At 70.8% G+C, this 19254-nt stretch carries 18 protein-coding genes; 10 read left to right on the top strand and 8 right to left on the bottom strand.

What is annotated here, in order from left to right; genetic code table 11:
* Positions 1–3: 3 nt before the first annotated feature.
* The 6 genes from OHT21_RS15410 to OHT21_RS15435 form a co-directional block, all read right to left on the bottom strand.
* Positions 4–2736, bottom strand: coding sequence for a SpoIIE family protein phosphatase (locus tag OHT21_RS15410; protein WP_443050367.1), 2733 nt, complete (start codon positions 2734–2736; stop codon positions 4–6).
* Between the two features lie 284 nt (positions 2737–3020).
* On the bottom strand, positions 3021–3428 hold the full coding sequence (locus OHT21_RS15415; protein WP_328768873.1) for an ATP-binding protein: 408 nt from the start codon (positions 3426–3428) through the stop codon (positions 3021–3023).
* Positions 3429–3764: 336 nt separating this feature from the next.
* Complete coding sequence (locus OHT21_RS15420) at positions 3765–4187, bottom strand: (deoxy)nucleoside triphosphate pyrophosphohydrolase (RefSeq protein WP_328768874.1); 423 nt, start codon at positions 4185–4187, stop codon at positions 3765–3767.
* A gap of 21 nt (positions 4188–4208) precedes the next feature.
* Positions 4209–4448: an SPOR domain-containing protein gene (locus tag OHT21_RS15425; RefSeq protein ID WP_328768875.1), complete on the bottom strand. Its 240-nt coding sequence runs from the start codon at positions 4446–4448 to the stop codon at positions 4209–4211.
* Between the two features lie 1287 nt (positions 4449–5735).
* On the bottom strand, positions 5736–6488 hold the full coding sequence (locus OHT21_RS15430) for a GntR family transcriptional regulator (protein ID WP_328768876.1): 753 nt from the start codon (positions 6486–6488) through the stop codon (positions 5736–5738).
* Between the two features lie 147 nt (positions 6489–6635).
* Positions 6636–7634, bottom strand: a complete 999-nt coding sequence (locus OHT21_RS15435; RefSeq protein WP_443050368.1) for a DUF4190 domain-containing protein — start codon at positions 7632–7634, stop codon at positions 6636–6638.
* A gap of 279 nt (positions 7635–7913) precedes the next feature.
* Between OHT21_RS15435 and OHT21_RS15440 the strand changes: the two genes are divergently transcribed.
* A complete protein-coding gene (locus OHT21_RS15440; RefSeq protein WP_328768878.1) occupies positions 7914–9125 on the top strand; it encodes a serpin family protein in 1212 nt (403 codons plus the stop codon).
* Positions 9126–9160: 35 nt separating this feature from the next.
* Here OHT21_RS15440 and OHT21_RS15445 read toward each other — a convergent pair whose 3' ends face one another.
* Positions 9161–10744: a S8 family peptidase gene (locus OHT21_RS15445; protein ID WP_328768879.1), complete on the bottom strand. Its 1584-nt coding sequence runs from the start codon at positions 10742–10744 to the stop codon at positions 9161–9163.
* Positions 10745–11139: 395 nt separating this feature from the next.
* Here OHT21_RS15445 and OHT21_RS15450 point away from each other — a divergent pair, with 395 nt between their 5' ends.
* The 3 genes from OHT21_RS15450 (at position 11140) to OHT21_RS15460 (ending at position 12981) form a co-directional block, all read left to right on the top strand.
* On the top strand, positions 11140–11694 hold the full coding sequence (locus tag OHT21_RS15450) for an RNA polymerase sigma factor (protein WP_328768880.1): 555 nt from the start codon (positions 11140–11142) through the stop codon (positions 11692–11694).
* The gene (locus OHT21_RS15455; RefSeq protein ID WP_328768881.1) at positions 11691–12755 is read left to right on the top strand and encodes a CU044_5270 family protein; all 1065 of its coding nucleotides are present in this window, start codon (positions 11691–11693) and stop codon (positions 12753–12755) included. Before OHT21_RS15450 ends, OHT21_RS15455 begins: the two co-directional genes overlap by 4 nt.
* A gap of 91 nt (positions 12756–12846) precedes the next feature.
* Complete coding sequence (locus OHT21_RS15460) at positions 12847–12981, top strand: hypothetical protein (RefSeq protein ID WP_328768882.1); 135 nt, start codon at positions 12847–12849, stop codon at positions 12979–12981.
* Positions 12982–13247: 266 nt separating this feature from the next.
* Here OHT21_RS15460 and OHT21_RS15465 read toward each other — a convergent pair whose 3' ends face one another.
* On the bottom strand, positions 13248–15428 hold the full coding sequence (locus OHT21_RS15465; protein ID WP_328768883.1) for a DEAD/DEAH box helicase: 2181 nt from the start codon (positions 15426–15428) through the stop codon (positions 13248–13250).
* A 215-nt stretch (positions 15429–15643) separates the two neighbouring features.
* Between OHT21_RS15465 and OHT21_RS15470 the strand changes: the two genes are divergently transcribed.
* The 6 genes from OHT21_RS15470 (at position 15644) to OHT21_RS15495 (ending at position 19247) form a co-directional block, all read left to right on the top strand.
* Complete coding sequence (locus OHT21_RS15470) at positions 15644–15910, top strand: type II toxin-antitoxin system Phd/YefM family antitoxin (RefSeq protein ID WP_328768884.1); 267 nt, start codon at positions 15644–15646, stop codon at positions 15908–15910.
* Positions 15903–16166: a type II toxin-antitoxin system RelE family toxin gene (locus tag OHT21_RS15475; protein ID WP_328768885.1), complete on the top strand. Its 264-nt coding sequence runs from the start codon at positions 15903–15905 to the stop codon at positions 16164–16166. The genes OHT21_RS15470 and OHT21_RS15475 overlap by 8 nt, the downstream gene beginning before the upstream one ends.
* Positions 16167–16215: 49 nt before the next feature.
* Positions 16216–16380, top strand: coding sequence for a hypothetical protein (locus tag OHT21_RS15480; protein ID WP_328768886.1), 165 nt, complete (start codon positions 16216–16218; stop codon positions 16378–16380).
* Positions 16381–16591: 211 nt separating this feature from the next.
* A complete protein-coding gene (locus OHT21_RS15485; protein ID WP_328768887.1) occupies positions 16592–17428 on the top strand; it encodes a CPBP family intramembrane glutamic endopeptidase in 837 nt (278 codons plus the stop codon).
* The gene (locus tag OHT21_RS15490) at positions 17425–18591 is read left to right on the top strand and encodes a sensor histidine kinase (protein WP_328768888.1); all 1167 of its coding nucleotides are present in this window, start codon (positions 17425–17427) and stop codon (positions 18589–18591) included. Before OHT21_RS15485 ends, OHT21_RS15490 begins: the two co-directional genes overlap by 4 nt.
* On the top strand, positions 18588–19247 hold the full coding sequence (locus OHT21_RS15495; RefSeq protein WP_328768889.1) for a response regulator transcription factor: 660 nt from the start codon (positions 18588–18590) through the stop codon (positions 19245–19247). The genes OHT21_RS15490 and OHT21_RS15495 overlap by 4 nt, the downstream gene beginning before the upstream one ends.
* Positions 19248–19254: the final 7 nt, after the last annotated feature.

The raw sequence follows: 19254 nt of genomic DNA on the forward strand, positions 1-19254 counted from the left end.
CTCCTAGAACAGGCTCAGCAAGGCTTCTGCCGGGTCTGCGAGGCCTGTGTCGCCGTTCGGCAGGGGGAGTTCGAACCAGACCGTCTTGCCGCGCGGCGTGCGGCGCGAGCCCCACGCCGCGCTGAGCAGCCCGACGAGCTGGAGGCCCCGGCCGCCCTCGTCCGTGTCGCGGGCGCGGCGGCGGCGGGGCTGGACCAGGCCGGCGTCCCAGACCTCGCAGACCATCGTGCGGTCGAGCAGCAGCCGGAGCCTGATCTCGCCCTCGCCGTAGCGCAGGGCGTTGGTCACCAGTTCGCTGACCAGCAACTCCGCGGTGTCGACGAGGGGTTCGAGGTCCCAGCTCAGGAGCTGGCCACGGGCGTACTCGCGGGCCCGGCCCACACTGCGCGGCTCGCGCGGCAGCGTCCAGTCGCCGACGGACTCGGCGGGCAGCCCCTGGACACGGGCCATCAGCAGCGCGATGTCGTCCTCGCCGTGATGGGTGTCGAGGGTGTTGAGGACGTGGTCGCAGACGTCCTCAAGGGACCGGGAGGTGTTGGCGCGCCGCGCCGCCGAGTGGGGACCGGGTGACGGGTCGTCGGTCAGGGCGCCCACGAACGCCTGCAGGCCCTCGTCCAGCGGGTGATCGCGCGATTCGACCAGTCCATCCGTGTAGAGCGCCAAAAGAGAACCTTCGGGAAGCTCGACTTCCACCTCCTCGAAGGGCTCGCCGCCGACGCCGAGGGGCATGCCCGGCGGCACGTCCAGCATCAGCGCGTTCTCGCCGGGCTCCACCAGTACGGGCGGCAGATGGCCCGCGTTGGCGAAGGTGCAGCGGCGCGTGACGGAGTCGTAGACCGCGTACACACAGGTGGCGAGGTACACCTCGGAGAGGTCGGCGTCGCGCTGCGACTGGCGGCCCGCGGTGCGGGTGGCCTGCTGGATGCCGCCGGGTGTGCCGAGGCCGCGGGCGATCTCGTCCAACGCCGAGAGGACCTCGGCGGGTTCGAGGTCGAGCAGCGCCAAGGTGCGTACGGCCGTACGGAGTTCACCCATGGCGACGGCGGCGCGCAGTCCGCGGCCCATCACGTCGCCGACGACCAACGCCGTGCGGTGGCCGGGGAGTTCGATGACGTCGAACCAGTCGCCGCCCACCTCCGTCGCCGCGTTCCCGGGGAGGTAGCGACACGCGATGTCCAGCCCTGAGGCCTCCGGGTCGCCCGGAGGCAGCAGGGAGCGCTGGAGTATCAACGCGCGTTGGTGCTCGCGCCGGTACAGGCGGGCGTTGTCGATACAGACGGCGGCGCGGGCGGCCAGCTCGACCGCGAGCCCGCGGTCCCGCTCCCCGAACGGCTCGCTGCCCTTCGTACGGGAGAACTGGACCAAGCCGACGACCGTGTCGTGCGCGACCATCGGAACGGCGAGCGTGGACTGGATCAGGCCACCCTCCTCGCCCGGAACGGTCTTCGGGCGGGCGGTGCGCAGGGCGTCCGCGCACTCCGAGTTGAATGCGAAGTGGTGAACGGCGCCTACGTTCACCGGCTCGGGTCCACCGATGAAGGGCGCGTCGGAGACGGCGCTGGCAACGGCGACCCGGCGCAGCTCGGCGCTGCCGTCGGCGAGCCCGGGCGGGGTCTCGTCGCCGGCGAGCAGCCCCTGGTAGAGGTCGACGGAGGCGAGGTCGCAGAAGCCGGGGACGGCCACGTCGAGGAGTTCGCGGGCCGTGGTCTCCAGGTCGAGGGAGTTGCCGATGCGCGCACCGGCCTCGTTCAGAAGGGCGAGATTGCGCCGGGCGGCGGCGGCCTCTCGGGCGGCGGCGCGGCGCGCGGTGACATCGATACCCAGCCAGGCGATACCGATCGCCCGGCCCGCACCGCTCTCCACGCGATAGAGGTTGACGGACCAGTTCCGGCGCTCGGGGGAGCCGGGCACGGTGCCCGTGACCTGCATGTCGGAGACGGATTCGCCCGTCTCCAGGACGCGGCGCAGCGTCGCGGAGACCCGCTCGGCCTCGTGGGGGACCAGATAGTCCCTGACGCCGCGTCCGCGGTGGTCGTTCACGGTGCCGCCGAAGACCATGGCGAACCGCTCGTTGGCCCGACGGATCCTCAACTCCGTGTCGATCAGCAGAAAGCCGAACGGAGATTGGCCGAAAACCGCCTGCGCGGCGGCGAGATCCGTCTCGATTCCGCGCAGGGTGCGGACGTCCACGACGATGCACAGGGCGGCTCGCTCGCCCTCCTCCGTGCGCGTCGGCATGACGTAGACCTCCGCGAGTCCCTCCATACCCGCACCGGACTCCGCGTCGTCCGGCACCCGGAAGGGCACGACACCCGTCCACTCCCGGCCGTCGAGAATCTCGGCCATCTTCCGCTGGCCGCGCTCGCGCAGATCGGGGTCGACGAAGGCTTCGATGGGGTCCATGCCCACGGCCCGCTCGGACTTGATGCCGAACAGCTTCTCCGCGCGCAGACTCCACTGGTCGACGAGGCCGTCGGGGCCGATCGAGAACGAGGCGACCTTGATGTAGTCGTAGATCGAGCCGGGTGGGCTGCTCTGCCACACCACGCCGTCGATCTCGCCGTCGACGCCACCGAGCGGTGCGTCGGCCGACGCACCGGCGGCCATGGCGCCGGCGGTCGTCGCGCCGACGGCCATCGCGCCGCCCCCCGGAGCCGCGGAGTCCATGGATTCCCTGGACTCCCTCGACTCCTTGGACTCCGAAGTCTCCGTGGCCTTCGCTGGTATCTCGCTCACGCGAACCGTCCCCTCCAGCTCACCGCGTCCGGCATCGGTCACCGGGGGCGGCTGCCCGCAGTATCCAGCAGTACGGCGCCGCACAACACGGTGTTCACGATCACAGCACGGTCCCGATGTATTTAGGACCGGCCGCGACACACACTCCCAGTCTTCTAACCAGGGCGCACCCCGTCGAATCACTGACTTCTGTAAGCCCTCAGGACCGGACAGTTCCGCACCGTCCCCGTCGGCTCGCAAAGCGCATCCGCTCGGCCTGCGAGCGGCTCGCGAGCGGCTCGCGTTCAGCCCGGCGGGGCCAGTTCGAACCACACCGTTTTGCCCGTCGCACCGGGCCGGGTTCCCCAGCGCCGCGAGGAGCACGCCACCAGGTGGAGACCGCGTCCGCCCTCGTCATCGGCGTGCGCGGCGCGCTCGTGCGGGAGGTCCGGCAGGGGGTCGGACACTTCCACGAGCAGGCCGCCGCGGGGGCCTGTGGGGCGTACGAGGCGTACGTCGATGGGGCCCATGGCGTGCTGTAGGGAGTTGGTGACCAGCTCGCTGACCAACAGCGCGGTCACGTCACCCAGGGAATCGAGGCCCCAGGCGTGCAGCTGGCTGCGCACGAAGGAACGGGCGGTTTTTACGGAGCCTGGATCCGCGGGGAAGGTCCACTCGGCAACTTTGCCATCGGTGTGGATCACGCGGATCACTCCCGGGCTTGAAGCGGATGCAGTCCGGTTTCGTGGGGTTAATGGGGATATACCCGGTATGCGGGGCGCAGTACCGTGCGGTGGGGCTTGCTGTGGCACGCAGGGCGTGTGGGGGCCTTTTGCGCGTGTCGGGCGCGTGCCCGCGTGACGCTTGGGGTGCGTGCCTGCGTGGCGTACGAGGCGCGTGCCTGCGTCGCACGGGGCCGCTGGGCCCCGTGGCGTGCCGGCGCGGGCCCAGCGGCCCGCGCGCACGGCCTCCTGCGCTTGCGCGCGTCAGCGTGCGGCGTTGTGTATGTCACAGGTGTGGCGGCATCCGCGTACCCCTTGGGGCAGGGCTCACGCCTCCCGTGCGGGGGCTGCCCAGGTGTGGCGGGCTACCTCCATGACGGCCGGTACGTCCTGATCCAGCCAGTCGACGTCCCAGATCTCGTCCTGAGTCAGCCAGCGCAACTCGTCGTGATCCTCAAGGGGTTTGGGGTCGGCGGAGCCGGGGAGCAGGCGGGCGGTCCAGACATGGAGGGTGTACGGGGGCTTCAGGGGCCACTCCCCCGGGATGCGCGTGACCGGCTCCGCCGCTACGCCGAGTTCTTCGCGCAGCTCGCGTACGAGGGCGTGTTCGGGGGTCTCGCCGGGTTCGAGCTTGCCGCCGGGGAGTTCCCAGCGGCCGGCCAGGTCCGGGGGTGCGCTGCGGCGGGCGGCGAGTAGGCGGCCGTCGTCGCTCAGTACGGCGGCTCCTACCACCACGGTCCGTTCCGTCATGCGGTGGAGTTTATGGGGTGCCTACGGGGTGCCGTTTCGGCGGTTCTGGGGGTCGCCGCCGTTGCTCTGTTCGATGCGCTCGATCAAGTACAGGTGGTTGTTGTTGTGGTTGTGGCTGTGGTTCTTGCCGTGGCGGTCGAGACGGTCCGCGATCTTCTCGGCCTCGATCCTGGTGGCGCATCGGCTGACGGTGTAGCGGTTGCCGTTGTCGTCGCGCCGCACGACGAGCCAGGGCAGGGTGCTGGTGCCGCTGTCGCTCATCGCGCTCCCCCTCTGCGTCGCGCTCCGCGTTCTGACCCGCCCCTTAAGGAAACCGCAATCCGCATATGCCCGAGCCTACGCCTAACCTTCACGCTGCGCGCATGGGTTTTAACAGATTGGGTTCGTGGATTGCGGGTTGCCTCCGGCGGTTGGGCGGTTGGGTTCGTTGTCGGCTGGCGGCGCCGTTGTGGCTGGTCGCGCCCACGCGGGTTGCCTCCGGCGGTTGGGCGGTTGGGTTCGTTGTCGGCTGACGGCGCCGTTGTGGCTGGTCGCGCCCACGCGGGGTGCCTCCGGCGGTTGGGCGGTTGGGTTCGCTGTCGGCTGACGGCGCCGTTGTGGCTGGTCGCGCCCACGCGGGTTGCCTCCGGCGGTTGGGCGGTTGGGTTCGCTGTCGGCTGACGGCCCCGTTGTGGCTGGTCGCGCCCACGCGGGGTGCCTCCGGCGGTTGGGCGGTTGGGTTCATTGTCGGCTGGCGGCGCCGTTGTGGCTGGTCGCGCCCACGCGTGGTGCCTCCGGCGGTGGGGCGGCTGCGGGTTGAGTGTGGCTGGTCGCGCCCACGCGGCGGAGCCGCATATGTCACAGCCCCGCGCCCCTTGGGGTTCGTGGTGGGTGCGGGGCCGCGTCGGGGGTGTCCGTCCTCGGACCGGCGCGCGTTGCTGTCGGCTGGTAGGGGGTGCCGGTGTTGGCGCGCCGGCCGCTGCGGGCGCACACCCCCGCCCCGTCCCCTTGCCGCCGTGGGCGGCTGCGGGGCCATGGGGGCGCGGGCTCCCCCCCGGCGGCCTTTCGGACCGCGGGCATGCTCGGGGCGCGGGCGCCTTCCGGGCACGGGCTGCCCGGGTGCGGGCGCCTTCCCGGCCACGGGCTGCCCGGGTGCGGGCGCCTTTCCGGCCACGGGCTGCTCGAGTGCGGGCGCCTTCCCGGCCACGGGCAGTCGCAGGCTTTTGCCTTTAGGCGCGGGGAACTGCGCGACCAGCCCCAACGCACCCGCAGCCGCGACACCACTGTCACCCCCCACCCCGGTAGGCACCCCACCCACCCGCGGCAGGCTCCCCACCCACCCCAAGAACCCACCCACCCGCCGAAGGCGCCCCATCCGCCCCGCCGGAGGCAGCGGGGCCTGGGGCGCAGCCCCCCCACCCCCCACGCGGCGGAGCCGCAAATTGTCACAGCCGGGAAGGGGCGGGACTGGGGAATACGCGACCACCCACGATGGGCCCGCAGTCGCCCATGAACCGAACCCACCACCCCCGTGGGCTCCCAGACCCACCCTCCGGTGAGGTAGCCCAGCTACCGAACCGGCAGGTGATAAGACACCCGGTACCGGTCAGCAGGTACCACCAAGTCCGCCGTCTCCACCGGCCGGCCGGAGGCAAAGAACGTCCGCTGGATGATCAGCACCACGTGGCCGGGAACGCCGCCGAGGGCGGCGAGTTCCTCGGCCAGCCCCGGCCGCGCGCCCACTTCCTCCGTGACGTTGTCCACAACGATGTCGATCGCCGCCATGCGTTCGGCCACGCCCATGCCCCCGAGGGGCCCCTCCTCGGGGAGCATCACGGGCGTACGGCCGGTTACGGCGAGCGGCTCCCACGACGTGGAGAGCATGATCGGCTCCCCCGCGTCCCGGAACACGTACTGCGTGCACATCACGCGATCGCCCGGAGCGATGGCCAGCCGCGAGGCGATCGAGGCGCTCGCCTCGGCCTGCCGACTGTGCGACTCCCACGTGCCGCGCGCCTCGGCATCGGCCTGCTCCTGGCGGAAGGGCGTGGCGCCGGTCTCCGGCCGGTACCCGGAGCGGGCGATGCGGCGCGGCACGGGACGCGCGCGGACATACGTACCGGATCCCGAGCGGCCTTCGACCAGGCCCTCGGCCATCAGCACCTTGCGGGCCTCCAGGGCGACCGTGTCCGAAACCCCGTACTCCTGGCGGATTCTGGCCTGGGACGGGAGCCGGGTGTGGGGTGGCAGGGAGCCGTCGACGATCTTCTTGCGGAGATCACCCGCGACGCGGAGGTACGCCGGCTGCTCACCGAATGCCACTGGCCGCTCCCATCAGGTTGTACAGACAGCAACAGGGTGGCAACCGAGGGTTGTACCGAGCAAGTAAAGGCCAGAGAATCACTCGATGTGATGAAGCGGGGCAGGGTGGGTCTTTACCAGGGGCTTTCTCTCCGATATGGCCGAGCGTCACACCTCGGCGCCGCCGCCTCCGGCGTCTTCTCCGTCCTCGTAGTACCTCGGCGGGTCCGTGGCCAGGCCCAAGGCCTTGCGCGCGGTGACGGCCTGTTGGGGGTCGGTGAGGGTCGCGCCCTTCTCGTAGTGCTCGTAGAAGGTGTCCGGGTCGGTGGCCTTGGCGGCCTGCTGCCATTCCTTCCGGGCCGTGTCGAGGTCCTTGACCAGCGTGGCGACCGGGCCCTGGGCTTCGGCGTCCCAGTCGTGGGCGCGGAGCATGTCCACCTGTTCGGTCAGGGCGCCGGAGACGCGTGTCGCCCACTGCTTGTGACCGGGCAGGTCGTCCTCGGGGTACGCCTCCGCGGGCGCCGACTCCATTGCCTCGTTGTGGATCTGATCCGCCTTCAGGTACGCGAGCTGGTCGGCGTCGAGCGTGGTCTCGTCGTTGCGCAGTGAGCCGGTCAGGCCCGCCGACGCGTCCGTGTTGCCGAACAGGCAGCTGATCTCGCGGTCGCCCAGGTCCCAGCTCTGGCGGGTGGGGGTGAAGTAGTAGATGGCGATGTTTTCCGGCACGGCCCAGGAGTCCATCGCGTATGCGTGCTGGAGCGTGTAGCACTTGTCGTCTGCGGCCTGGTTGATGGCGGCGTCTCCCGGGTAATCGCCGTCGTCCATCTGGAAGTTCGCGAAGACCTCGCCGTCGTGCTTACCCGCGCACGGCACCTTTTCGACGTCGTACGCCATGCCCTCCAACGAGCCGCCCGGCGTATCGAAGCACTCGCCCTTGTCGACGGAGAAGGTCGCGCCCTCCCGTGCGCCTTCCTTGAAGCCCTCCCAGAACTTGGCCGCCCCGCCGCTCGCGAACGCGAACACGAGGAAGGCGGTGCCGAGCGAGGAGAGGATCACGCCGGCGATCGCCATTCCCTTGCCGCGCTCGCCCTTCTTCTTGATCTGCACCAGCGCGATGAGGCCGAGGATCAGCCCGATCAGCGGGAGGAAGCAGAGGATGCCGAGCACGAGTGCGGCGATGGCGAAGCCGTTGAGGGAAGCGGGAGGGGGAGGAAAGGGGGCGTACGGGGGGTGTTGGCCCCAGGGTTGGTAGCCGTACGGTCCCTGTCCGGGGCCGGGTTGCGCGCCGTACGGGCCTGGTGGAGGCGGGTACTGGCCGCCTGGGGGCTGCTGGGGCCCAGGGGGCGGAGGTATGGCCACTAGTACCGTGCTCCTCGTCCGAGCGGTGCGGGAACTGACGTACGACAGGCGCATCGTATGTGTGGGGCTGAGGGGGGCGGAACGCGGATGACGAGCGCGTCAGGTGTGCTGGCCGGGACGACGGTCGGCGCGGTCAACGGGCTGACGGCGCGGTGGGCCGGGGCGGCGAGTGGCGACACGGTCTTCTCGGCCGCCGGAGTCTGGCCGTTGCTCGCCTTTCTGGCGGACGGTGCCGGTGGTGCGGCGCGCGCGGAGCTGGCCGAGGCGGTGGGGCTGCCGGCCGAGGAAGCGGCGGCCGCGGGGCGGGAGTTGATGGGGGCCCTGGGCGGGATGCGGGGGCTGGATTCGGCCCTTGGGCTGTGGACGAAGCGGACGTTGGAGCTGCGGGAGGCGTGGGCGCAAGGGCTGCCGGCGCAGACGCACGGGGTGCTCACGGGGGACGAGGGGGCCGATCACGCCGCCCTTGACGCGTGGTCGGTGCAGCGGACCGGTGGCTTGATCGAGCGTATGCCGGTTGTGCTGACGCCGGACACCGAGCTGGTCCTGGCGAGTGCGCTGGCCATGCGTACGGAATGGCAGCACCCCTTCGAGGAGTGGCCGGTGAGGCCGCAGGCGGGACCGTGGTATGGGCGTACGCTCCTGGGGCTGCGCCGTAGCAGCGTCCTGCTGGACCCGATCGGCGTGGCGGACACACCGGAGGGATTCGTCACCGAGCTGAAGGTGCCGGGCACGACCGGTATCGACGTCCATCTCCTGCTCGGCGAGGAGCGGATGACTCCGGGGCAGGTGCTGAGTGCGGGCGTGAGCCTCCTCAACCACGGGCACCCGGTCACATCCGGCTCTCAACTCCCGTACGGCGAAGCGGGACCCGGCCTGCGCGTCGACAAGGAACGCTGCATGAGCCCCCGGCTGCCGACTCTCGACGTCACGACGATGGCGTACGACATGGCGGCGCACCACGATCTGCTGGAGCTGCACAAGCTGTTCGGTCTCACGACGGCGCGTGACACCGCGTACGGGCACTTCCCCGGAATCAGCGGCTCCCCGCTGGCCATCGGATCGGCCCAGCAGTCCACCATGGCGAGGTTCGGTGCCCTTGGCTTCCGCGCGGCGGCGGTCACGGCCGTCGCCGCTGCACCCGGCAGCGCGCGACTGGATCCCGGCCATGTGACTACCACGATCAGGGCCGCCTTCGACCGTCCCTTCGCCTTCCTCGCCGTCCACCGCACCTCGCGCCTCGTCCTCGCGGCGGGCTGGGTCACGGACCCGAAGCCGTACCGCGAGGACGGGGGTTACTGATGATGAGCTACTGAAGGTGCGTTACTGATCAGGGCTCAGAACTGCAGGGCCCACGAGTCGATCCGCCCCGTGTCCTGCGCCGCGTTGTCGCTGACCCGGAGTTTCCATGTGCCGTTCGCGGTCTCCGAGGAGGCGTTCACGGTGTATGTGGTGTTGATGTTGTCGGTGGAGCCGCCCGCGCCGTAGGCCTTCAGCGTGTAGGCGGTGCCGTCGGGGGCGATCAGCTGGACCTGGAGGTCGCCGATGTACGTGTGGACGATGCTGACCGGGACGCTGAGGGCTGCGGGTGCGTTGCCCGTGACGCCGGTGACCGTGAGCGGTGACTCGACCGTGGCGTTGTCGCTGATCGCGTAGTCGTCGCCGTTCTCGAAGCGTGAGCCGGTGGGCGGCGGGGTGGTGTCGCCGCCGCTGCCTACGCGCAGGAGGCGGTTGGGCGAGCCGGTGCCGGGGCTGGTGACGACTCCGGTGGTGGCGGAGTTGACCAGGGCGGTCTGGACGGCAGCCGGGGTGGCGGTGGGGTTGTCCGCCAGGTAGAGGGCGGCGGCTCCGGCCACGTGCGGGCTCGCCATGGACGTACCGGAGATGGTGTTCGTCGCGCTGTCGCTCGTCCTCCACGTGGAGGTGATGGAGGAGCCGGGCGCGAAGACGTCCAGTACGGTGCCGAAGTTGGAGTAGCTGGCCTTGGCGTCGGTGTTCGTGGTGGCGCCTACGGTGATCGCCTCGGTGACGCGGGCGGGCGAGCGGGTCGAGGCGTTCGTCGACTCGTTGCCGGCCGCCACGGCATAAGTGACGCCGGAGGCGATGGAGTTGCGTACGGCGGCGTCGATCGCGGTGTCCGTGGGGCCGCCGAGGCTCATGTTGGCGACGGCCGGCTTGACGGCGTTGCTCGTCACCCAGTCGATGCCCGCGACGACCTGCGCGGTCGTGCCCTGCCCGGAGTTGTTGAGCACGCGGACGCCGACGATCTTCGCCTTCTTGGCGACGCCATATGCGGTGCCACCGACCGTACCGGCGACATGCGTGCCGTGGCCGTGGCCGTCCTGGGCGGTGTTGTCGTTGTCGACGGCGTCGTAGCCGTTGACGGCCCGGCCGCCGAAGTCGGTGTGGGAGATGCGGACACCGGTGTCGATGACGTAGGCGGTGACGCCCTCGCCGGCGGTGTCGTCGTAGGTGTAGCTCTGGTTGAGCGGGCGGGCCGCCTGGTCGATGCGGTCCAGGCCCCAGGAGGGCGGGTTGGGCTGGGTCGCGCTGATGGTGAAGGTGCGGTTCTGGACGACGGAGGCGACGGCCGGGTCGGCGGCGAACCTCTTCGCCTCGTCCTCGGTGGCCTCGACGGCGTAACCGTTCAGCGCCTTCTTGTACGTACGCTCGATCGTCGCGCCGTACTCCTTGGCGAGTGCCCTGCCCTCGGCGGAACCGGCCTTCGCGGCGTCCGCGTCGAGGGTGACGATGTAGCTGTTCGCGATCGTCCCGGGTGCGCCCGCGTACTGGACGGGGCCGACGGGTGCCGCTGCGGCCTGGGCGGGGAGAGCGGTGACGAGGCCGGCGACGAGGGCTGTCGCGCTGATTCCGGTGGCGATTCCGGCAAGTCTTCGGCGGGCATGACGCATCACTGCCATCTGAGGGATCCTCCTCAATCGGTGGCGCGTTGGTGGGGGGTGGTGCCGGTGGAGCACACGCAGGTGGTGCGGGCTGGTGCGGGCACGCAAAAGAAGACAGGGTCATGCCAAGTTCGGTGACAACCCTGTGCGTCAGCCGAAAGATTGAGGCTTCCACAGGAATTGCACAAGGGCCCTGCACGGACGTAACGCAGGCGCCATCCACCGGTCATGACACAACGTCACCAAACGGCGCATCTAACCTGCGCATATGACTCCAGTGCCGGATGGCTTCTGCGGGAGGGGCGCGAACAGGGGTGGTGCATGCCGCCCTTCCAGCTGAGCGCGAACGCTGTCGGCGGGTTCCGCCAAGTAGGGACGAGACCGCCGACCGGCGGTCCGGAGACGGAGGTCTCGTGACCACGGACCTGGACGACGAGGAGCTGCTGGCCCGCGCGGCGCGGGACCCGGCAGCCTTCGAACCGCTGGTGGTACGCCACTCGGCGGCACTGCACGGTTACTTCGCGCGCCGCGCGCCCGGCGCCGCCGACGATCTGCTCGCCGAGCTGTGGCTTCAGGCGTACGCGACGCGGAGCAGGTTCGACGCAGGCCGGGGGCCTGCGCGGGCCTGGCTGTTCGGAGTGGCCAGAAACGTACTGTCCGCGCACTGGCGACGCACCGCGGCGGCCCGGCCCGGCCTGCAGGGGACCGCCCCACACGACGACCCGTGGGAGGCGGTGGACAACCGTCTCGACGCGGCGGCCGTGGCACCCCGGCTGCGCGCCCAGCTCGCCCGACTTCCCTCCGACGAACGGGAGTTGCTCCTCCTGGTCGCCTGGGAGCAGCTGACGCCCACGGAGGCCGCCGCCGTGGTCGGCATACCCGCCGGGACGGCCCGCTCCCGGCTCCACCGGGCCCGTAACCGCATGCGCGCGGGCACCCCTCTCAAACTGACTGGAGACCTGGCATGAGCGAGCACGACGACTTTCTCGACTTTCCCGGAGCGGACGAACTGATCCTGGCGGGGCGGGTGACGCCCCCGTCCGCGGAGAAGACGACGGCCGTACGGACGCTGCTGGCGCAGGCGGCCGAGCGCGACGCCCGGCTGTCGCGCGCCTCGGACACCATGGCCGTGCCTGACGTCCCGGAGACGGGCACGGAGGTCGTACCCGCCGCCGCGCGCCGGGACGGACCGACGGCCGCGCTCGCGCCGCCGCCCGACAGGCCGGTGGTCGTCCTCGCCACCCCCGGCCCCCTCGGAGAACCGGGCGCCGCCCCCCGGCGTTCCCGCATCACGCGCCGCCGCCGCGTTCTGATCGCCGCGGCGGCGGTGGCCGCGATCGCCGTCGGCACCGTCGCCTACCCCGTGCTGAACGTGGGCGGAAAGCCGGCTTCGACAGCCTCGGCGGCCTCGGCGTTCCTGAACGACATGGCGGAGGTCTCGGAAGACGCCCCGGCGACACAGGCGAAGTACTGGAGGGTCCATGCCGAGACGGTGAAGGGCGGCAAGAAGAGGGCGGAGACCTGGTACGTAGACCGTGCGGGTCGCACCTGGATCGTGGACGCGAACGGCAAGGCGCGCGAGTGGGCCGAGAACCACGCCAAGTGGCGGGTGGGTGGCCGGCACCTGATCTGGCCCGAACTCGACAAGCTGCCCACCGACCCGAACGCGCTGGCAGCACGCTTCGCGAAGGACCCCGCGGTGCGCTTCTACGAGGTCGTGCATCTGCTGGAGTCGTCGCCCGCGAGCCCCGAGCTGCGTTCCGCGCTCTTCCGCGTCATCGCGGACACCCCCGGGGTGACGCTGACCCCTGGGGTCAAGGACGGCAGGGGCCGCTCGGGCACCGCGATCACGAAAGCGCTGAAGGTCATCGTCCACCCTGCCGACGGGGGCAAGCGGACCTTCTTCTGGCAAACCGTCCGCTGCGTCATCGACCCGGAGACCGGCCACATGCTGGAGTCGAGCGGCACATCCACAGGGGAGAATCACAGCACATGGCTGGAGGTGGGCCCGGCCGACCGCATCGGCTGACCCCGGCGGCCCGGAACCGCTCCGGCCTCCGTACGTGGGATGCCCCGGCGCGCGTGCCGTGCCGGGGCGTCCGCCGCCGCAGAGTCGGACGGTGACCCCTCGCCGTCCGCTCGCCCCTCTTCTCGCGGCCGCGTTCCTCTCCCTCCTCCAGGCATCCGTCGCGGTGGCGGCCGTACGAGCCGAGCACGAAAGCGCGGTACGTGCGGATCGCGCCGAAGGGCGATGAGCCGGGCGAAGTAAGGGAGTTTGAGGATCCGCTGAACGGATCCGGCGAGTCCGGTGCGGTTCGTCACCGCCCCAAAGGGGCGGGGCTGTGACATGTGCGGCTCCGTCGCGATGGGGTCCCCCGCTCATGGGGGTCCCCCGCTCATGGGGGTCCCCCGCTCATGGGGGTCCCCGCTCGAGCGCAGCCGAGAGTGGGGGAGAAGCCGAGCGTGAGGGAGCGGCCAGCCCCACCGGCCCGCAGCAAACGAACGGCATCCAGCGGAGCGCCTAGGCGGCCAGGCGCTGCTGCTCCTCCTCGACTATGCGGCGGGCCAGGGTGCCGTCCGAGACGTCGACGGCGTCCGGGGTCGCCTCGGCGACGTCGCTGCGGCGGGCGTACGCGTCGAAGAGGCGGGACTTGTTCTCCAGGATGCGCAGCAGGCGGTCGTCGACGCTGTCCGTGGCGAGGAGGCGGTGCACCTGGACCGGGCGGACCTGGCCCATACGGTGGGCGCGGGCCACGGCCTGGTGCTCCAGGGTGGGTTTGACCTGCGGCTCGCACAGGATCACGACGGACGCCGCCTGGAGGTTGAGGCCGACGCCGCCGGCCTCTATCTGGCAGAGCAGCACGGCGTGGCCGGAGGCGGCCGTGAACTCGTCGACGAGTTGCTGTCGGCGAGCGGCAGGTACGCCACCGGCCAGTGGTCCCAACGCGCCGTCGCCCAGGGCTTGTTGGACGACGGCGAGTACGTCGCGGAAGTACGAGAACACGACCACCTTGAGTCCGTTCTCGGCCGCCTCGGCCACCAGCTCGCGCAGGCGTTGCAGCTTCGCGGACTGCTCGGCGTTCGCATACGCGGCTCTGCGCATCGCCATGAAGTTCCCGGCGGCGACCGCCTCGCGGTAGGCATCCTGGTCGGCGGCGCTGAACTCCTCCCACTCGTCGACCTGGAGCAGCGCGGGCAGTTCGGTGAGTACGTCCTGCTGGTTGCGGCGCAGATAGGCGGGGGCGACGGACTTGCGGAAGGTGTGCGGGCCCGCGACCGCGTCGCCTCCCTGGATCTGGGGCACCAGCTCGGGCTGGAGGTAGCGGACGAGCGTACGGAACTCCTGGACGCGGTTCTCCATCGGCGTCCCCGTGAGGAACAGGACCCGTTCGCACCGGTCGGTCCAGGCGGCGACGGCGCGGGAACGGCGGGCGTCCGGATTCTTCACGTAGTGGGCCTCGTCGACGACGAGTGCGGCCGGGGGTGCGGTCGCTCTGTCCGGCGTGGGCAGGCTGTGCAGCACGTCGAAGGTGGTGACCGCGACGCCGCCGCGCTCGCTCCACTCCGCGTACGCGCGCCGCCGCTCGGGACCGTGCACGGGCACCGCCCGCAGGGTGCTGCGCGAGCGGATCTCGCGGGTCCAGTTGATCAGTACGCTCGCCGGGCAGACCACCAAGAAGTGGCTGTGCCCGTGCGCCGCCAGGTGCGCCAGTACGGCGATGGCCTGGACCGTCTTGCCGAGCCCCATCTCGTCGCCGAGCACCACGCGCCGCTGTGCGAGTGCGAACCGTGCGCCGAAGGACTGGTAGCCGCGCAGCGAGACCCGACGGTGGGTGTCGTCGAGGCCTTGCGCATGCACCCGCTCGGCAACCTCCGCCGGCAGGAAGCCCTCGGCGGCCGCCACGTCGGGAGCGCTGCCGGCGACTTCGGCGAGCTGGCTGTAGTACTCCGTGGAACGCAGCTCGAAGTCGACCCATGCCTCGGCCTCGGAGGCGGACTCGCGCAGCAGATCGGTGGAGGCCTGCGCCAGCAGCAATCGTACGTCCCTGGAATCGGCCGTCAGCTGATGCAGTTCCGCGACCGCGACGAGCGCGCTCTCCCGCCGGGCCTTCCTGGTCAGCGCCATCCGCAGCCGCCCGCCGGCGGGCCGGGCCGCCGGAAGCAGCACCTTCAGCTTCCGGTCGAGGCGCTCGGCGGCGTCCACGGCGCGGCGCAGCTCGGGGCCGGCCTCGACGAGCCGGCGGAGCGCGATCACGAGAGCGGTGGTGCGGGGCTCCGGGTGATCGACATCGATCCGTACGGACACGGTCTCCTCGACCGCCCGCGCGATCTGCCGCGCCGCGGCAAGCGCCTGATCGGCGGTCTGCGCCCCGACCCCCGGAATCTGCCGCAACTCGAACCGGCTCGCCTCGTACACCTCCCGCACGGACCCGATCCCGGCCGCTTCCAGGGCCGCAATCCGCAACCGCCCCTCGGTGGCATCCTTCAGCCGCGCAACGGGAATCCCCGCCAACTCCTCGACGACAAGGTCGGCTTGGATCGGCGTGAGGGCGGCCCGGATCTCCTCGACCGCCCGCCGGTGATCGTCGAGCACGGCCCGAGCGTCGCTGTGCAGCCGCTCGCCTCGCGCCAGAACCTGCCGCGCCTTCCGCCCCACAGGCGCGAACACGGGGCCGCTGTCCGCCCCCTCACCGACTGCCATGCCGCCCCTTTTGCCCCGTACTTGTGCCGCTTCTGTACCGCTTGTGTGCTGTCTGCCGCGGTGGAGGCACATCTTTCCATGGGGGACTGACAGTGGCGGGGTGGTCTTGGAGGCGGCGGTACGTCCGCGACGGACCACCATCCCCTGGGCTGGGCGCGGCCATCCCACCAGTGCCACTGTTGTGTACACACGGAACATTCGGTACCTTTGGGCGCATGACGCAGATGCCCATAGAGTCCATCCGTGATGTCCGCGCGCACTTGGCCGAGGTTGTCGAGAGGGCCGACCGCGACGACCAACCCACAGTCATCACACGGCGAGGCAAGCAAGTCGCCGCCGTCGTTTCGATTGATGTCCTTCGTCAGTACCAGCAATGGGAAGAGCGAGAGATCAACCGGATCATCGACGAGCGTATGGCGAATCGCTCGGCCGGCGTCCCAATCGAGGACGTGATGAAGGAGACGCTGGCACGCAGTGAGTGAATACCGCACCGTCTTCCGCCCCGAGGCGCAGGCTGAGCTCCGGAAGATCCCCCGCGAAATGGCCCTTCGCATTCTCGCCAAACTAACGGAACTGGAGAGCGACCCCCTCGGCTTCAACACCACCGCCCTCGTGTCCCAACCTGATCGCCGCCGCCTGCGAGTGGGGGACTACCGGGTCGTCTACACCATCGACAACGGAGAACTGGTGGTGTGGATCGTCCACGTCGGACATCGCTCCACGGTTTACGACACCTGACGCCGCCGCACGCCGCCCGCAGGACGCTGGCCGGCCTGCGGCAGCCGGCGTGAAGTACGAGGTCACGGACCTGGAGGTCGTCCGCTCCGCACGATCATCTGCGCACCACAAGCAGATGGAACAGTATCTGGGCGGGTTCTACGCGTGGCTGCCGGTCCCGGACGACACCTTCCGGCGGGCCCGGCAGGTCCAGCAGATCCTCACCGCAAGGTGATCAACTCGCCGTCGGACGGCACCAAGCGGGCGGTGGGTGACGCGTTGCTGCTCACCCGCTGACGAGCCGGCGGCAGGCCGGTCCGTGGGGTCTGTCCCCCGTGCGAGCTACGCGCAGATGTCCACCGAGTGGTGACGATTCCGGGCCGTCGAATCCATAGCGTTCTGCGCAGCCCGCGGCACTCCGTCGCGGATCTTGCGTAGGAGTTCTGATGAGGCTGGTCTGGCAACTCGTGGCCGTCGCGGCGGTCGCTTTCCTCGGTGGTCAGGGGCTTGCCGCGGCGGAGGACAAACCGTGGCTCCAACTGGTCGTCGGCGTCCCGACAGCCGTGCTCGCGGTGCTTGTCTACGGGTGGGTGGTACGGCGGACCGAGCACCGCCCGTCCACGGAGGTGGCCCTGGAGGGGTCCGCGACCGCGACAGTCCGCGGAACGCTGATCGGCGCCGCGCTGTTCGGGGCCGTCATGGTGAACCTCTTCACCTCCGGGTACTACGAGGTCGACGGCCTGGGCTCGGTGACGGGCGCGGTGGGGCTGTTCGGCTTCATGGCCGCCGCCGCGGTGACGGAGGAACTCATCTTCCGCGGCGTCCTGTTTCGGATCACCGAAGAACGCATCGGCACGTGGATCGCGCTGGTGCTGACCGGTGCGCTGTTCGGTCTGTCGCACCTGCTCAACCCTGACGCCAGCCTGTGGGGCGCCACCGCCATCGCCATCGAGGCAGGCGGCATGCTGACCGCCGCGTACGTCGCCACCCGCAAGCTGTGGGTGCCGATCGGCCTGCACTTCGGCTGGAACTTCGCCGCGTCCGGCATCTTCAGCACCGAGGTCTCGGGCAACGACACCCCCCAGGGACTGCTGGACTCCGCGACCTCGGGCCCGGTGCTGCTCACCGGCGGAGACTTCGGCCCGGAGGGAAGTGTGTACTCGGTGCTGTTCTGCGTACTGGCGACGGTCGTGTTCATGTGGCTGGCCTACCGGCGTGGCCATGTGGTGCCCCGCCGTCGGCGCGCCGAGCGGATCGACGCCACCGCGAAACTCCCCCGATGATCAGCCTTCGACGGGTCCCGGACTGGTGGCGCCGGTCCGACGTCACGGTCCGGGATCTCCTGCTCGGAGTACTGTGCCTCTCCGCATCGCTCCTGCCGGCGTTCTACACCCGCGGGACGCAGCTCGGCGGCGTGCCGGACCGTCCCTTCGACGCGCTGGCCGTCATGGCGATCGCCCTCGAATGCCTCCCGCTCGCCGTGCGCCGGCGGTGGCCGGTCGTCTGTCTCACCCTGGTGTCGCTCGGCTTCGCCGTCGACCAGCTCCGCGGCTACCACTCGCTCGCGGGCACCGCGCTGCCCATCGCGCTGCTGAGCGTGGGGGCCCATCTGGAACGGCACCGGCGTACCACCGCGCTCCTCTTCTCCGTGGCGTATGTGCTGCTGGCGGTCGCGCTCTCCCGGCTCGGTTCGGGCGAGCCGCTGAGCGGGTTCGTGATGTTCTACCTGGCGCTGGTCCTCGCGTGGGGCATCGGGTCATGGCTGCGCTCCACCCGGGTCGCGGAGGCCGAACGCCGCCTCCGTGTCGCCGAGGACACCCGTACCGCCGAACGCACCCGCATTGCCCGCGAGCTCCACGACGTCGTGACCCATCACGTGACGGCGATGGTCGTGCAGGCCGAGGCGGCGCGCTACCTGACCGCCGCGCCCGATCGCCTCGACCAGACCCTGACCACCGTCACCGACACCGGCCGACGGGCCATCACCGACCTGCGGCACCTGCTCGATCTGCTCAACCCCGACCACGGCAGCGACCACCATGCCGAGGCCAGGACGCCGGCCGTCGGCCGACTGCTCACCCTCGTGGAGCAGACGCGCCGGGCCGGGCAGCCGGTGGAATTCACCGAGGAGGGCACGCCGCCGGAATCGACCGGCAGCGCCGAACTCGTGGCCTACCGGGTCGTGCAGGAGGCTCTGACCAACGCCCTCAAATACGCTCACGGCAGCCGCACTTCGGTTCAGGTGCGCCACGCCGAAAGGGAGATCACCGTGGAGGTCAGTACGGACGGTTCCGGCTCGCAGGCCGCCTCCCCCGGCGGCAGCGGGCGGGGCCTCGCCGGTCTCCGCGAACGGGTCGACGTCCTGGGTGGCGACTTCAGCGCGGGCCGGCAGACGGCCGGTGGCTTCGTCGTACGGGCGCGCATACCTGCGGGGAGCCCGTCGTGACCGCGCCGATCCGGGTCCTGGTCTGTGACGACCAGGTGCTGATCCGCACCGGGCTGGTGACGATCATCGACGCTCAGCCCGACCTCGAGGTGGCCGGCGAGTGCGGGGACGGGCAGGCCGCGGTCGACCTCGCCGGCCAGGTGCACCCGGACGTCGTGGTGATGGACGTACGCATGCCGGTACTCGACGGCATCGAGGCCACCCGCCTGCTGGCCGGTGCCGGGGTGCCGCATCCCGTCAAGGTGCTCGTGGTGACCACGTTCAACCTGGACGAGTACGTCTACGAGGCCCTGCGCGCAGGGGCCAGCGGATTCCTGCTCAAGGACGCACCACCCGCCCAACTGCTCCACGGGATCCGGACCGTGGGCACGGGCGCGGCGCTGCTGGACCCCGAGGTGACGCGCCGGCTCGTGGGCAGATACGCCTCCCGCATCCGCCCCGCCGAGGGCACCTCGCACGACATCCCGCTCACTCCCCGCGAGCTGGAGGTCCTTCGCCTCATCGCGGACGGCCTCTCCAACAGCGAGATCGCCGCAGCTCTCGTGATCAGCCCGGAGACCGTCAAGACCTTCGTCTCCCGCATCCTCACCAAACTCGACCTCCGCGACCGCGTCCAAGCCGTCGTGTACGCCTACCGCCAAGGCCTGGTCACCTGAACAGGCC

It is taken from the genome of Streptomyces sp. NBC_00286 (assembly GCF_036173125.1).
In the GTDB taxonomy this organism is placed as follows: Bacteria; Actinomycetota; Actinomycetes; order Streptomycetales; family Streptomycetaceae; genus Streptomyces.

Excerpts from the sequence above, each read along its gene's own strand:
- OHT21_RS15490 (WP_328768888.1), top strand. The coding sequence starts at position 17,425 with ATGATCAGCCTTCGACGGGTCCCGGACTGGTGGCGCCGGTCCGACGTC.
- OHT21_RS15465 (WP_328768883.1), bottom strand. The coding sequence starts at position 15,428 with ATGGCAGTCGGTGAGGGGGCGGACAGCGGCCCCGTGTTCGCGCCTGTG.
- OHT21_RS15485 (WP_328768887.1), top strand. The coding sequence starts at position 16,592 with ATGAGGCTGGTCTGGCAACTCGTGGCCGTCGCGGCGGTCGCTTTCCTC.
- OHT21_RS15420 (WP_328768874.1), bottom strand. The coding sequence starts at position 4,187 with ATGACGGAACGGACCGTGGTGGTAGGAGCCGCCGTACTGAGCGACGAC.
- OHT21_RS15425 (WP_328768875.1), bottom strand. The coding sequence starts at position 4,448 with ATGAGCGACAGCGGCACCAGCACCCTGCCCTGGCTCGTCGTGCGGCGC.
- OHT21_RS15455 (WP_328768881.1), top strand. The coding sequence starts at position 11,691 with ATGAGCGAGCACGACGACTTTCTCGACTTTCCCGGAGCGGACGAACTG.
- OHT21_RS15470 (WP_328768884.1), top strand. The coding sequence starts at position 15,644 with ATGACGCAGATGCCCATAGAGTCCATCCGTGATGTCCGCGCGCACTTG.
- OHT21_RS15445 (WP_328768879.1), bottom strand. The coding sequence starts at position 10,744 with ATGGCAGTGATGCGTCATGCCCGCCGAAGACTTGCCGGAATCGCCACC.
- OHT21_RS15440 (WP_328768878.1), top strand. The coding sequence starts at position 7,914 with ATGACGAGCGCGTCAGGTGTGCTGGCCGGGACGACGGTCGGCGCGGTC.